General features: G+C 25.5%; 11 protein-coding genes. All 11 read left to right on the top strand.

Annotated features, from left to right (window positions below; translation table 11 throughout):
• The first annotated feature begins 17 nt into the window (after nt 1–17).
• Nucleotides 18–1,202 carry an elongation factor Tu gene (tuf, locus tag GJU03_RS01620; protein WP_168918948.1) on the top strand — a complete coding sequence of 395 codons (1,185 nt, stop codon included), beginning with the start codon at nt 18–20 and terminating at the stop codon, nt 1,200–1,202.
• Between the two features lie 157 nt (nt 1,203–1,359).
• Entirely contained in the window at nt 1,360–1,746 is a 387-nt protein-coding gene (gene secE / locus GJU03_RS01615; protein WP_168918947.1) for a preprotein translocase subunit SecE, read from the top strand.
• Between the two features lie 2 nt (nt 1,747–1,748).
• Nucleotides 1,749–2,294 carry a transcription termination/antitermination protein NusG gene (gene nusG, locus GJU03_RS01610; protein WP_168918946.1) on the top strand — a complete coding sequence of 182 codons (546 nt, stop codon included), beginning with the start codon at nt 1,749–1,751 and terminating at the stop codon, nt 2,292–2,294.
• Between the two features lie 28 nt (nt 2,295–2,322).
• Nucleotides 2,323–2,751, top strand: coding sequence for a 50S ribosomal protein L11 (gene rplK / locus GJU03_RS01605; RefSeq protein WP_168918945.1), 429 nt, complete (start codon nt 2,323–2,325; stop codon nt 2,749–2,751).
• Between the two features lie 6 nt (nt 2,752–2,757).
• Nucleotides 2,758–3,459, top strand: coding sequence for a 50S ribosomal protein L1 (rplA, locus tag GJU03_RS01600; RefSeq protein WP_168918944.1), 702 nt, complete (start codon nt 2,758–2,760; stop codon nt 3,457–3,459).
• Between the two features lie 133 nt (nt 3,460–3,592).
• Entirely contained in the window at nt 3,593–4,081 is a 489-nt protein-coding gene (rplJ, locus tag GJU03_RS01595) for a 50S ribosomal protein L10 (protein WP_168918943.1), read from the top strand.
• A gap of 45 nt (nt 4,082–4,126) precedes the next feature.
• Entirely contained in the window at nt 4,127–4,495 is a 369-nt protein-coding gene (gene rplL, locus GJU03_RS01590; RefSeq protein ID WP_168918942.1) for a 50S ribosomal protein L7/L12, read from the top strand.
• 105 nt (nt 4,496–4,600) lie between these two features.
• Nucleotides 4,601–8,632, top strand: a complete 4,032-nt coding sequence (rpoB, locus tag GJU03_RS01585; RefSeq protein WP_168918941.1) for a DNA-directed RNA polymerase subunit beta — start codon at nt 4,601–4,603, stop codon at nt 8,630–8,632.
• Nucleotides 8,633–8,685: 53 nt separating this feature from the next.
• Nucleotides 8,686–12,891 carry a DNA-directed RNA polymerase subunit beta' gene (gene rpoC, locus GJU03_RS01580; RefSeq protein ID WP_168918940.1) on the top strand — a complete coding sequence of 1,402 codons (4,206 nt, stop codon included), beginning with the start codon at nt 8,686–8,688 and terminating at the stop codon, nt 12,889–12,891.
• Between the two features lie 148 nt (nt 12,892–13,039).
• Nucleotides 13,040–13,669 carry an RlmE family RNA methyltransferase gene (locus GJU03_RS01575; protein WP_168918939.1) on the top strand — a complete coding sequence of 210 codons (630 nt, stop codon included), beginning with the start codon at nt 13,040–13,042 and terminating at the stop codon, nt 13,667–13,669.
• 45 nt (nt 13,670–13,714) lie between these two features.
• Nucleotides 13,715–15,464 (top strand): ATP-dependent zinc metalloprotease FtsH (ftsH, locus tag GJU03_RS01570; protein ID WP_168919059.1); only part of this gene is annotated, 1,750 nt, incomplete at its 3' end.

The following is a 15,464-nucleotide window of genomic DNA, read 5'->3' as shown; positions in this document are numbered from 1 at the left end:
TAGAAGGATATTAGTCTATGTCTAAAGAAAAGTTTGAACGATCTAAACCTCATATTAATGTAGGTACTATAGGACATGTTGATCATGGAAAAACAACATTAACAGCAGCAATAACTACTGTTTTATCTAAAAAATATGGTGGTTCAGCAAAAGCCTTTGATCAAATTGATAATGCTCCAGAAGAAAAAGCAAGAGGTATAACAATAAATACATCTCATGTAGAATATGATACTAAAAATCGTCATTATGCTCACGTGGATTGTCCAGGACATGCTGATTATGTAAAAAATATGATTACAGGAGCAGCACAAATGGATGGAGCTATCCTTGTAGTTGCCGCAACAGATGGACCTATGCCTCAGACTAGAGAACATATTTTATTAGCAAGACAAGTTGGAGTACCTTATATTATTGTTTTTCTTAATAAATGTGATATGGTTGATGATGAGGAATTATTAGAATTAGTAGAAATGGAAGTACGTGATTTATTAACACAATATAATTTTCCGGGAGATACGACTCCTATTATTCAAGGGTCAGCTTTAAAAGCACTTGAAGGTGATAAAAAATGGGAAGAAAAAATTATTGAATTAGCAAATTCTTTAGATACTTATATACCTAATCCTATAAGGGAAATTGATAAACCTTTTTTATTACCAATAGAAGATGTTTTTTCAATTTCAGGTAGAGGAACTGTAGTAACAGGAAGAGTAGAAAGAGGTATAATAAAAGTAGGCGAAGAAGTAGAAATTATAGGTATTAGAAATACTATAAAATCTATTTGTACTGGTGTAGAAATGTTTCGAAAATTATTAGATGAAGGTCGTGCTGGTGAAAATGTAGGAATTCTTCTTAGAGGAATAAAAAGAGAAGATATAGAAAGAGGACAAGTTTTAGCTAAACCAGGATCAATTAAACCACATACTAAATTTGAAGCAGAAGTATATATTTTATCTAAGGATGAAGGTGGTAGACACACAGCCTTTTTTAAAGGATATCGTCCTCAATTCTATTTTAGAACTACAGATGTAACTGGAACTATCGAATTACCTTCTAATATTGAAATGGTTATGCCTGGAGATAATATTAATATGGTGGTTACATTAATATATCCTATAGCAATGACTAATGGTTTACGTTTTGCTATTCGTGAAGGTGGTCATACTGTTGGAGCAGGAATAGTTACTAAAATATTACAATAAATAATGATAAAATAAAAGAAGATAAGGGAAAACATAAATACTCCCTTTGATTCTTTTTAAGAAAAAAGATATTAAAATATTTAATAAATTATTTATAAAATTTATATATAATTTATATATAATATTCTATATTATTTTTTTATTGGTTTTATAAACAATGAATATTGTAGAATTAAAAAAAAATATAACTAAATATTTTGTAGATATTATAAAATGGTTTACTAGTATAATTTTTTTGTTTATTGTTTTAATAATTAATCATAATTATCAAAATATAAATTTATCTGTTCGTGTATTTTTGTTTTTTTTAATATTTACCTTAATTATTTTTATCATATCTTCTACTAATAAAGGTAGAAAATTATTTTCTTTTATATATAATTCACGAATAGAAACTCAAAAAGTTATATGGCCTTCTTATAAAGATACTTTAAATACAACATTAATAATAATAATTATTATTACAATAATTTCTTTTATTTTTTTTATATTAGATAATTTTTTAATTTATTTAATATCATTTTTAGCTGGAACAAGGTTATAATAATGAATAAATTTTTAAAAAAGAAATGGTATGTTATTCAAGCTCGTTCTGGTTTTGAACATCGTGTTGCTAAATCATTAAAAGAATATATTAAAATCCATAATATGAATAATTATTTTGGGAAAATTTTAATTCCTACTGAGGCTGTTATTGAAATACGTGGAGGTCAAAAATATAAAAGTGATCGTAAATTTTTTCCTGGATATATATTAATTCATATGATTATGAAAGAATTAAGTTGGCATTTAGTAAGAAGTGTTCCTAAAGTTTTAGGATTTGTTGGAGGTAAATCTGATAATCCTTTACCTATGAGTAATAAAGAAATAGATACAATTATTAACTCTTTACAAAAAATTGGAGATAAACCTAGACCAAAAACTATATTTGATCCAGGTGAAATAATCAGAGTAAAAGATGGTCCTTTTTCTGATTTTAATGGAATAGTTGAAGAAGTAGATTATGAAAAAAGTAGATTAAAAGTTTCCGTATCAATTTTTGGTAGAGCAACACCTGTTGATTTAGATTTTCGTCAAGTAGAAAAAAGTTAATATATTAATTACGGAGATATACTTATTTATGACAAAAAAAATTAAAACTTATGTAAAATTACAAGTACCTGCTGGTAATGCTAATCCTAGTCCTCCTATTGGACCAGCATTAGGACAACATGGTGTAAATATTATGAATTTTTGTAAAAATTTTAATTCTAAAACTAGTAACTTAGAAAAAGGAACACCAATTCCAGTAATTATTACAATTTATGTTGATAAAACTTTTACATTTATTACAAAAACCCCTCCGGTATCTGCAATGATAAAAAAAATACTTGGTATTAAAAAAGGTTCAAGTAAACCTAAAATAGATAAAATAGGTGTAATTACAAAAAATCAAATTCGTAAAATTGCAGAAATTAAATATGTTGATATGACCGGAATAAATATGAAATCTATAATGTCTTCTATAGAAGGTACTGCTCGTTCTATGGGATTAACGATTGAGGATTAAAATATAATGGTAAAATTAACAAAACGTATGAATATGATATACAAAAATATAGATTTAAAAAAACAATTTTCTATTGAAAATGCTATTGATCAATTAAAAAACTTAAGTAAAGTAAAATTTATTGAAAGTGTTGATATTTCTATTAATTTAGGTATAGATCCTAAAAAAACAGAACAAAATATTAGAGGTAATGTTTGCTTACCTCATGGCACAGGAAAAAAAATAAAATTTGCAATTTTTACATCTGGTAAAGAGATAGCTGAAATTAAAAAATTGGGAATAAAATTAGTAGGAATGGAAGATTTAGCAATAAAAATTACTAATGGTGAAAAAGATTTTAATGTAGTAATTGCAAAGCCAGAAGCTATGGACATAGTTAGTAAGTTAGGTCCTATTTTAGGACCTAAAGGATTAATGCCTAATCCTAAATTAGGAACAATAACAAATAATATAACTAAAACAATTAAAAAAATTAAAAATGGACAAATAAATTTTCGTAATGATAAAAATGGTATTATTCATGCAAGTATAGGAAAAATTAATTTTACAAATTATAAAATAAAAGAAAATTTACATATTTTATTAAAAACTTTAAAAAAATATAAACCTTTAAAATTAAAAGGTAATTATATAAAAAATATATACATTTCATCTACTATGGGTATTTCTATTAAAATTACTAAAGATTGTACAAATTTAATAAATTAACATTTTACTTTACAAAAATTTTTTTTATATTAAAATTATAATTTTTAACAAAAAATTTTTTGTTAGAATTACTATTCTATAGTAAAGTAGTAACGCTATTTTTATAAAAAATAGGAGTGTAATTAATATTATAATGTCATTAAATATTACAAAAAAAAAAATAATTGTCAAAAAAATGATTCAAATAAATAAAAATGCTTTATCAGCTGTAATTGTTGATTTTTGTGGTGTTAATAGTAATAACTTAAATAAATTAAGAAAAAAAAGCAGAGAAAACGATATTATTATAAATATTATAAGAAATAAATTGTTAAAGTTAATTATTAAAGATAGTAATTTTCAATGTTTAGATCCGTTAATTCATGGCCCCATATTAATAGCTTATTCTCTTAAACATCCTGGTGCTGCTGCTCGTTTATTAAAAAAATTTAGTAAAATTGATCAAAATTTTAAAATTAAAGCAGCTGCATTTGAAAATAAAATTATAGATAGTAAAAATATTAATCTTTTAGCAAATTTACCTACATATAAAGAAGCTATAATTAATTTTTTAGTAATTATAAAAGATATTTCTATTGGAAAATTTCTTAGAGTTTTACTTGCAATTAAGAATATAAAATAAATTTAATTTATTTAAATAAATATTATTATTTTAGGAAAAAGTATTATGTCAATAACTAAAGAACAGATTATCGAAGCTATAGAATCTATGTCTATTATGGATATAATGGAATTAATAAAATCTATAGAAAAAAAATTTGGTGTTTCTAGTATTAGAACAAATGAAAAAATTAATAGCCAAAAAAAAGAAGAAAAAAAAGAAAAAACAGAATTTAATATATATTTAAAAAATATAGGAAAAAATAAAATTTCTGTTATAAAAACTGTAAGAAGTATAATGAATTTAGGATTAAAAGAAGCTAAAGATTTAGTTGAATCAGCTCCTGTCGTTTTAAAAGAATCTATTAATAAAGAAGAAGCATTAGATTTAGAAACTAAGTTAAAAAATGCTGGAGCAGAAATAGAAATTAAATAATTTTATAAAAATTTTAATAACGAATTTATTTATATAAATAGTATTTATGAAAATAAATATTAATTTAATTAAATTGTTTAATTTGTCAGATAACTGAGGAACCATATGGTTTATTCTCAAACTGAAAAAAAACGTATTCGCAAAAATTTTGGAAAAAGACCTCAAGTTTTAAATATTCCATATTTACTATCTATTCAGATTGATTCATTTAAAAAATTTATAAAAAAAGATCTCAAAGGAGAATATGGGTTAGAAGCTGCATTTAAGAGTATTTTCCCTATATCTAGTTATAATGGTCATGTTAAATTAGATTATGTAAATTATCATTTAGGAAAATCACTTTTTAATGTAAAAGAATGTCATACAAGAGGAATGACTTATTCTGCTCCTATAAAAGTAGTATTAAGATTAATTATTTATGATAAAGAAAAACCTGAATTATCAATTAAGAATATAAAGGAGCAAGAAGTATATATGGGAGAAATACCATTAATGACAAAAAATGGTACTTTTATAGTTAATGGTATTGAACGTGTTGTTGTTTCTCAATTACATCGAAGTCCTGGTGTATTTTTTGATAGTGATAAAGGTAAAACACATTCATCAGGTAAAATATTATATAATGCTCGTATTATTCCCTATAGAGGATCTTGGTTAGATTTTGAATTTGATCCTAAAGATAATATTTTTGTACGTATAGATAGAAGGAGAAAATTACCAGTTACAGTTATTTTACGTGCTTTAAATTATAATATAGAAGAAATACTAGATATTTTTTTTGAAAAAAATATTTATAAAATGGAAAATAATAAAATAAAAATGGTATTAATACCAGATCGATTAAGGGGGGAAACAGCATCTTTTGATATTAAATATAAAAATATTATTTATATAGAAAAAGGTAAGAGGATTACCATACGTCATATTAATAAATTAAAAAAAGATCATGTTAAATCTATCTATATCCCTATAGAATATATGATTGGTAAAAGAGTTATAAAAAATTATTTTAATAAAAAAACAGGAGAAGTAATTATTTCTGCTAATTCTTCTTTATCAAGGGATATTATTAATAAAATTTTTCAAAATAGTGATATTATTGAAACTATTTTTACTAATGATTTAGATCATGGTAATTATATTTCAGAAACACTAAAATTAGATAATACAAATAATCGTTTAGATGCTTTAGTAGAAATTTATAGAATGATGCGTCCAGGAGAACCTCCTACAAAAGAAGCTGCAGAAATATTATTCAAAAAATTATTTTTTGTAGAAGATCGTTATGATTTATCTCCTGTAGGTAGAATGAAATTTAATCTTTCATTATCACGTGAATCTATTATTGGTTCTAGTATTTTAAGTAAAAAAGATATTATTGATGTTATTAAAAAATTAATTAATATACGTAATGGTAATGGAAATATTGATGATATTGATCATTTAGGAAATAGAAGAATCCGTTCTATTGGTGAAATGGCTGAAAATCAATTTCGTATAGGTTTAATCCGTGTAGAAAGAGCTGTGAAAGAAAGATTATCTTTAGGTGATATAGAAAATTTAATGCCTCAAGATATGATAAATGCTAAACCTATTTCCGCTGCTTTAAAAGAATTTTTTTGTTCTAGTCAATTGTCCCAATTTATGGATCAAAATAATCCATTATCAGAAATTACACATAAACGTCGTATATCTGCTTTAGGCCCAGGAGGATTAACTAGAGAGAGAGCTGGTTTTGAAGTTAGAGATGTACATCCTACTCATTATGGAAGAATATGTCCTATTGAAACACCTGAAGGACCTAATATAGGATTAATAAATTCATTGTCAGTTTATGCAAGAACAAATCAATATGGATTTTTAGAATCTCCATATATTTTAGTAAAAAACGGATTTGTTACTGATAAAATTGATTATTTATCTTCAATAGAAGAAAGTAATTTTATTATTGCTCAAGCCAATACTAATATTGATAATAATAAATATATTAAAGATCAATTTATTATATGTCGTTATAAAGGAGAATCCAGTTTATTTAAAAAAGAACAAGTTCATTATATGGATGTTTCTACACAACAAATTGTTTCTATTGGAGCATCTTTAATACCATTTTTAGAACACGATGATGCAAATCGTGCTCTAATGGGTGCAAATATGCAAAGACAGGCAGTACCTACATTAAAAACAGAAAAACCTTTAGTAGGTACTGGAATGGAAAGAATTGTTGCAATAGATTCAGGCGTAACTATTATCGCTAAAAATTCTGGTATTGTACATTACGTTGATGCTTCACGTATTATTATTAAAAAAACAAATAATACTTTTAATAAAGAAGAAAAAGATAATATTGATATATATCATTTAGAAAAATATATAAGATCAAATCAAAATACATGTATTAATCAAATTCCGTGTGTAAATTTAGGGGAATTAATTAATAAAGGAGATGTATTAGCAGATGGTCCTGCAACAGATTTAGGAGAACTAGCATTAGGACAAAATATGAGAGTAGCTTTTATGCCATGGAATGGTTATAATTTTGAAGATTCTATTTTATTATCAGAAAAAGTAGTTCAAGAAGATAAATTTACTACCATACATATACAAGAGTTATCTTGTATTTCACGTGATACTAAATTAGGACCAGAAGAAATTACATCTGATATACCAAATGTGAGTGAATCTTCTTTGTCTAAATTAGATGAATGTGGAATTGTATATATAGGAGCTGAAGTAAAAAGTGGCGATATTCTTGTAGGGAAAGTAACACCTAAAGGTGAAACACAGTTATCTCCAGAAGAAAAACTATTACGTGCTATTTTTGGTGAAAAAGCATCTGATGTAAAAGATACTTCTTTACGTGTTCCAAATGGAGTATATGGAACTATTATTGACGTACAAATTTTTACAAGAGAAGGTGTTAAAAAAGATAAAAGAACTATAGAAATTGAAGAAATGCAATTTAAACAAATAAAAAAAGATTTATATACTGAACAAAAAATTTTTGAACAAAATATATTATTTAATATACAAAAATTTTTGTTAAAAAATAATTTTTTAAAAAAAGAAAATCTAAAAATTTTTGATATAAATTTTTTAACTTCTTTAATTTTAAAAGAAAAATCAAAACAACAACAACTAGATAATTTTATTAAACAATATAAAAAAATAAAAAGTACTTTTCAAAAAAAAATAAAATTACAAAAAATGAAAATTACACAAGGAAATGATTTAGCTCCTGGTATATTAAAAATAATTAAAGTTAATTTAGCTGTAAAAAGACAAATACAATCAGGTGATAAAATGGCAGGCAGACATGGAAATAAAGGGGTAATTTCTAAAATTTGTCCTGTAGAAGATATGCCTTATGATAAAGATGGTACACCTATTGATATTATTTTAAATCCTTTAGGTGTTCCATCTAGAATGAATATTGGACAAATATTAGAAACTCATTTAGGAATGGCTGCAAAAGGTATTGGTAATAAAATTAATATTTTATTAAAAAAACAAAAAAATATAGAAAAAATACGTAATTTTTTACATAAAGCATATAATATTGGAAATAATACAATTCAAAATATAGATTTAAATAAATTTACTGATAATGAGATACTTTTATTAGCAAATAATTTAAAAAAAGGTATGCCTATTGCTACTCCAGTTTTTGATGGAGCTCATGAAAAAGAAATAAAAGAATTATTGAAATTATCTAATTTACCAGTTTCTGGCCAGATAGAATTATATGATGGTCGTACAGGAGAAGTTTTTGAAAAACCAGTTACTGTAGGATATATGTATATGTTAAAATTAAATCATCTAGTAGATGATAAAATGCATGCTAGATCAACTGGATCATATAGTCTTGTAACTCAACAACCGTTAGGTGGAAAAGCTCAATTTGGAGGCCAAAGATTTGGGGAAATGGAAGTTTGGGCTTTAGAAGCATATGGAGCTGCATATACTTTACAGGAAATGTTAACAATTAAATCTGATGATGTTAATGGAAGAACAAAAATATATAAAAATATTGTTGATGGTAATCATCAGATGGATGCTAATATTCCAGAGTCTTTTAATGTTTTACTTAAAGAAATACGTTCATTAGGTATAAATATAAATTTAGAAAATGAATAATAATTTTATATTAAGAATTTACTGGTTTATAATATAATTGAGGTAATAAATTTGTGAAAGATTTATTTAATTTTTTAAAATCACAAAAAAAAATAGAAGAATTTGATTCAATAAAACTTTCTCTAGCTTCTTCTGATATGATAAAATCTTGGTCTTATGGAGAAGTTAAAAAACCTGAAACAATTAATTATCGTACTTTTAAACCAGAAAGAGATGGTTTATTTTGTGCTCGTATTTTTGGTCCTATTAAAGATTATGAATGTTTATGTGGAAAATATAAACGTTTAAAACATCGAGGTGTTATTTGTGAAAAATGCGGAGTTGAAGTTACACAAACTAAAGTTCGAAGAGATAGGATGGGACATATCGAATTAGCTTCTCCAATTGCTCATATATGGTTTTTAAAATCTCTACCTTCTAGAATAGGTTTATTATTAAATATGCCCTTAAGAGATATAGAAAAAATTTTATATTTTGAATCATATGTAGTAGTAAAAGAAGGAGTTTCTACATTAAAAAAAAAACAAATTTTATCTGAAGAACAATATATGGATTTATTAGAAGAATTTGGAGATGAATTTGAAGCTAAAATAGGTGCTGAAGCTATACAATATTTATTACAAAATATTAATTTAAAACAAGAATGTAAAACATTGAGAAATGAATTAAATAATACTAATTCAGAAACTAAAAGAAAAAAAATAGCTAAAAGAATAAAATTATTAGAATCTTTTATATATTCTGGTAATAAACCAGAATGGATGATAATGAACGTGTTACCCGTTTTACCGCCTGATTTAAGACCTTTAGTCCCTTTAGATGGTGGTAGATTTGCAACATCAGATTTAAATGATTTGTATCGTAGAGTTATTAATCGTAATAATAGATTAAAACGATTATTAGAATTATCTGCCCCTGATATCATTGTAAAAAATGAAAAAAGAATGTTACAAGAAGCTGTTGATGCATTATTGGATAATGGTAGAAGAGGAAAAGCTATTACTGGTTCGAACAAACGACCTTTAAAATCACTAGCTGATATGATTAAAGGAAAACAGGGAAGATTTAGACAAAATTTATTAGGAAAAAGAGTTGATTATTCAGGAAGATCTGTTATTACAGTAGGACCTTATTTACATTTACATCAATGTGGATTACCTAAAAAAATGGCATTAGAATTATTTAAACCATTTATATATGGTAAATTAGAAATTAAAGGTTTTGCTACAACTATTAAAGCTGCAAAAAAAATGGTAGAAAAAGAAGAACCAGTAGTATGGGATATACTAGATGAAGTAATTAAAGCACATCCAATATTATTAAATAGAGCCCCAACTTTACATAGATTAGGTATACAGGCTTTTGAACCTATTTTAGTCGAAGGTAAAGCAATACAATTACATCCTTTAGTGTGTGCAGCTTATAATGCTGATTTTGATGGAGATCAAATGGCAGTTCATATTCCTCTAACATTAGAAGCTCAATTAGAAGCAAGAATTTTAATGATGTCTACTAATAATATTTTATCTCCAGCAAATGGAGAACCAATTATTGTACCATCACAAGATGTAGTTTTAGGCATATATTATATGACTAAAGATAAAATTAATGCTTACGGGGAAGGAATGATATTAACTGGGCCTAAAGAAGCAGAACGTGCATATCATTCAGGACAAGTAGATTTACATGCTTGTGTTAAAGTTAAAATTAGAGAATATACAAAAAATTTATTAACAAATGAATGGATCAAAAATAGTATTATTGTTAAGACTACGATTGGAAGAGCTATTTTTTGGAATCAAGTACCAAAAGGTATTCCATATTATCTAATAAATAAAACTTTAGGTAAAAAAGATATTTCTAATATCCTTAATATATGTTATAGAATTTTAGGATTAAAATCTACAGTTATTTTTGCTGATCAAATTATGTACACCGGTTTTCATTATGCAACAAAATCAGGTGCATCTGTTGGTATAGATGATATTATTATTCCTGATAATAAAACTGCAATTATTAATGAAGCAAAATTAGAAGTTAATGAAATTCAAGAACAATTTCAATCAGGTCTTGTAACTGCTGGAGAAAGATATAATAAGGTCATTGATATTTGGGCTTCTGCTAATGAAAAAGTAGCTAAGGCTATGATGAAAAATTTATCAGTTGAATATATAATTGATCAAAAAGGATCTTTAGTTAAACAAAGTTCTTTTAATAATATTTTTATGATGGCAGATTCTGGAGCTAGAGGTTCTGCAGCACAAATTAGACAATTAGCTGGAATGAGAGGTTTAATGGCGAAACCAGATGGTTCAATTATTGAAACTCCAATTATTGCTAATTTTAGAGAAGGTTTAAATGTTTTACAATATTTTATTTCTACTCATGGTGCTAGAAAAGGTTTAGCTGACACTGCTTTAAAAACAGCTAATTCTGGATATTTAACTAGAAGATTAGTAGATGTTGCACAAGATTTAGTTGTAACTGAAAATGATTGTTCTACTTTAGGAGGAATAAGAATTTCTTCAGTTATAACAGGAAGAGACATAAAAGAATCATTACGAGAGAGAGTTTTAGGTAGAGTTACAGCTGAAGATGTTTTAAAAACAGATGGTAAAACAGTTTTAATTTATCGAAATACTTTATTAAGTGAAAAATATTGTAATATATTAGAACAATATGCAATTGATAGTATTAAAGTCAGATCTGTTGTTAGTTGTGAAACTTCTTTTGGGGTATGTGCCTATTGTTATGGTCGAGATTTAGCTAGAGGACATATTATAAATAAAGGAGAAGCAATAGGAGTTATTGCAGCTCAATCTATAGGAGAACCTGGTACTCAATTAACAATGAGAACTTTTCATATTGGAGGTGCTGCATCAAGATCTGCTGCAGAATCTAGTATACAAGTAAAAGATAATGGAATTATTAAATTAATAAATACTAAATCAGTTATAAATAATACGAATAAATTAGTGGTAATTTCAAGAAATGCTGAATTAAAAGTTATTGATCAGTCAAATAAAATTATAGAAAGTTATAAAATACCATATGGAGCTATTATAACAAAAAAAAATGGATCTAATATTATTGCAGGAGAAATAGTTTCTTATTGGGATCCTCATACTATGCCAATTATTACTGAAGTAAGTGGGAAAATAAAATTTGTTGATATGTTAGAGGGCCAAACTGTTATAAAACAAACAGATGATTTAACAGGTTTAGTATCCATTGTTGTCTTAGATACTTCAGAAAGACCTTCTATAGGTCAAGATTTTAGGCCTATGATTAAAATTTTAAATGAAAATAATGAAGATATAATTATTTCTGGTACAGACATGCTGGCACATTATTTTTTACCTAATAAATCTATTATTCATTTAAAAGATGAGAGTATAGTTAATGCAGGAGATATTTTAGCAAAAGTACCACAAGAATCGGGAGGTACTAAGGATATTACAGGAGGTCTTCCAAGAGTAGCAGATTTATTTGAAGCACGTAAACCTAAAGATGCTGCTATTTTAGCAGAAATTAGTGGTATTATTTCTTTTGGTAAAGAAACAAAAGGTAAGAGAAGAATAATAATTACTCCTATGAATTCAGATATAGATCCATATGAAGAAATGATTCCAAAATGGAGACAATTAAATATTTTTGAAGGAGAACTAATTAATAAAGGGGATATTCTTTCTGATGGTCCAGAATCTCCACATGATATTTTAAGATTAAGAGGTGTAAATGCTGTTACTAATTATATAATTAATGAAGTACAAGATGTTTATCGATTACAAGGTGTAAAAATTAATGATAAACATATCGAAGTTATTATACGTCAAATGTTACGTAAAGCTACTATAACTAAAATGGGGGATTCTGATTTTTTAGAAGGAGAACAATTAGAAGTTTCTATAATTGATAGAGAAAATAAAAAATTAAAAACTCAAGGAAAAAATATCGCACGATATAATCGTGATTTATTAGGTATTACTAAAGCTTCTTTAGCTACTTCTTCTTTTATTTCAGCAGCTTCTTTTCAAGAAACAACCAGAGTTTTAACTGAATCTTCTGTTGCAGGTAAAAGTGATAAATTAAAAGGATTAAAAGAAAATGTAATTGTAGGTAGGTTAATTCCTGCAGGAACTGGATATTCTTATCATACAAATCGTATTAATAAAAAAAAGGTTGAGAAAAAAATTAGTAATATTTCTTCAGTAGATTCTGCTGCTGCTAATTTAACTGAATTATTAAATGCTAATTAAGGTATATATATTTTAAAAATTATTATATATCTTATTTATCTAAATAAGATAAAAAATATTAAACTTTTTTTTTATATCTTTTTTTGATATAATTTTAACTAATATTTTTTTATTAAGATAGTTATTTTTTCATTTAATAAATAATGTTATGAACTATAAAAAAAAAAAATCTAAAATATGGTTAGAAAAAAATTCTAAAGATTTTTATATAAAAAAAGTTCAAAAAAATATTAATAAATATAGATCAAGATCATGGTTTAAATTAGCAGAAATAGAAAAAACAGATAAAATTTTTAAAAAAAACATGACTATAATTGATTTAGGATCCTCTCCAGGAGGATGGTCTAGTTTTGCATCATTAAAAATTGGCAGTAAAGGGAAAATTATAGCATGTGATATATTACCAATGAATTATATTAAAAATGTTAATTTTTATCAGGGTAATATATGTAATCCTATATTTTTTAATAAAATTAAAAAAAAAATTAATAAGACAAAAATTCATCTTATAATGTCAGATATGTCTCCTAATATTTCTGGTATAAAAGAAATAGATATACCTCGAATTATTTATTTAAATGAATTAACATTAAAATTATGTTATTCTAATTTAGAACAAAATGGGTCTTTTTTAGTAAAAACTTTTCAAGGGGAAGAATTGATAAAATTTTATAATAAAATTAATTCTATATTTGAAATAGTTAAAATTAGAAAACCAAATGCTTCAAAATCTAAATCAAGTGAAGTTTATATTGTTGCAAAAAGATATAAAAATTAATATAAAATATACTATAAAGTTACAAGGGGTTACTTTTTGAAAGATATGGCAAAAAATCTAATTCTCTGGGTAGCAATTACAGTCATATTAATATCTATTTTCCAGAGTTTAAATACAGATAAATTTGATCAAACAAAACAAGTTTCATATTCAACTTTTTTATCAGAAATTAACCAAAATAAAATTATTAAAACGAGTATTAATGGTAGACGAATTCGTGTATTTAGAAAAAATAATAGTCATTATATTACTTATTTACCAATGCATGATCCAAATTTACTAAAAATATTATTTTTAAAAAAAATTAAAATTTTAGGAGAACCTCTACAAAAACCTAGCATTTTATTATCTATTTTTATTTCATGGTTTCCAATGTTTTTATTAATCGGAATATGGATTTTTTTCATTCGACAATTACAAAATAGTAGTAAAGGAGCTTTATCTTTTGGTAAGAGTAAAGCACAAATACTTACAGCAGATCAAATAAAAATTACATTTAATGATGTTGCCGGATGTGATGAAGCAAAAGAAGAAGTTAGTGAACTAGTAGATTATTTAAAAGAACCCAAAAAATTTCAAAAATTAGGAGGGAAAATTCCTAAAGGAATTTTGATGATAGGTCCTCCAGGAACAGGAAAAACTTTATTAGCAAAAGCTATTGCAGGAGAAGCAAAAGTACCATTTTTTATTATTTCAGGTTCTGATTTTGTAGAAATGTTTGTTGGTGTAGGTGCTTCAAGAGTAAGAGATATGTTTAATAAAGCTAAAAAATTAGCTCCATGTATTATTTTTATTGATGAAATAGATGCTGTTGGAAGACAGAGAGGAGCAGGATTAGGAGGAGGACATGATGAAAGAGAACAAACATTAAATCAAATGTTAGTAGAAATGGATGGTTTTAATAATAATGAAAGTATTATTGTAATTGCCGCAACTAATCGTCCTGATGTATTAGATCCTGCTCTTTTAAGACCTGGACGTTTTGATAGACAAGTTATTGTTGGTTTACCAGATATAAGAGGTAGAGAACAGGTATTGAAAATACATATCAAGAATGTTCCTGTTTCAAAAGAAGTTGATTTAAAAATTTTAGCTAGAGGTACTCCAGGTTTTTCAGGAGCTGATTTAGCTAATTTAATAAATGAAGCTGCTTTGTTAGCAGCGCGTTACAATTATAATTGCGTTTCTATGTTAGAATTAGAAAAAGCAAAAGATAAAATCATGATGGGTGCAGAAAGACGTTCTTTAGTAATGACTGAAAAACAAAAAGAAGCAACAGCTTATCATGAAGCAGGACATGCAATTATAGGTAGATTAGTTCCAGATCATGATCCAGTACATAAAGTAACAATTATTCCTAGAGGAAGAGCGTTAGGTGTAACCTTTTTTTTACCTGAAATTGATATTATTAGTATGAGTAGACAAAAATTAGAAAGTAAAATATCTACTTTATATGGAGGTAGAATAGCTGAAGAAATAATTTATGGAGAAAAATATGTATCAACAGGTTCATCTAATGATATTAAAGTAGCTACTAATATTGCAAGAAACATGGTAACTCAATGGGGATTTTCTAAAAAATTAGGACCTCTATTATATACAGAAGAAGAAGGAGAAATTTTTTTAGGAAGATCAGTTGCTAAAGCTAAACATATGTCTGATGAAACAGCTAAAATTATTGATCAAGAAGTAAAATATTTAATAGAAGAAAATTATAACCGAGCATTTAAAATTTTAAAAGATAATATTGATATTTTACATGAAATGAAAAATACACTTCTTAAATATGAAACAA

This window comes from Enterobacteriaceae endosymbiont of Donacia bicoloricornis (genome assembly GCF_012567955.1).
Classification (GTDB): domain Bacteria; phylum Pseudomonadota; class Gammaproteobacteria; order Enterobacterales; family Enterobacteriaceae.
Note: the sequence above shows the minus strand (reverse complement) of the source record. Positions and strands in the feature narration are given on the sequence as shown.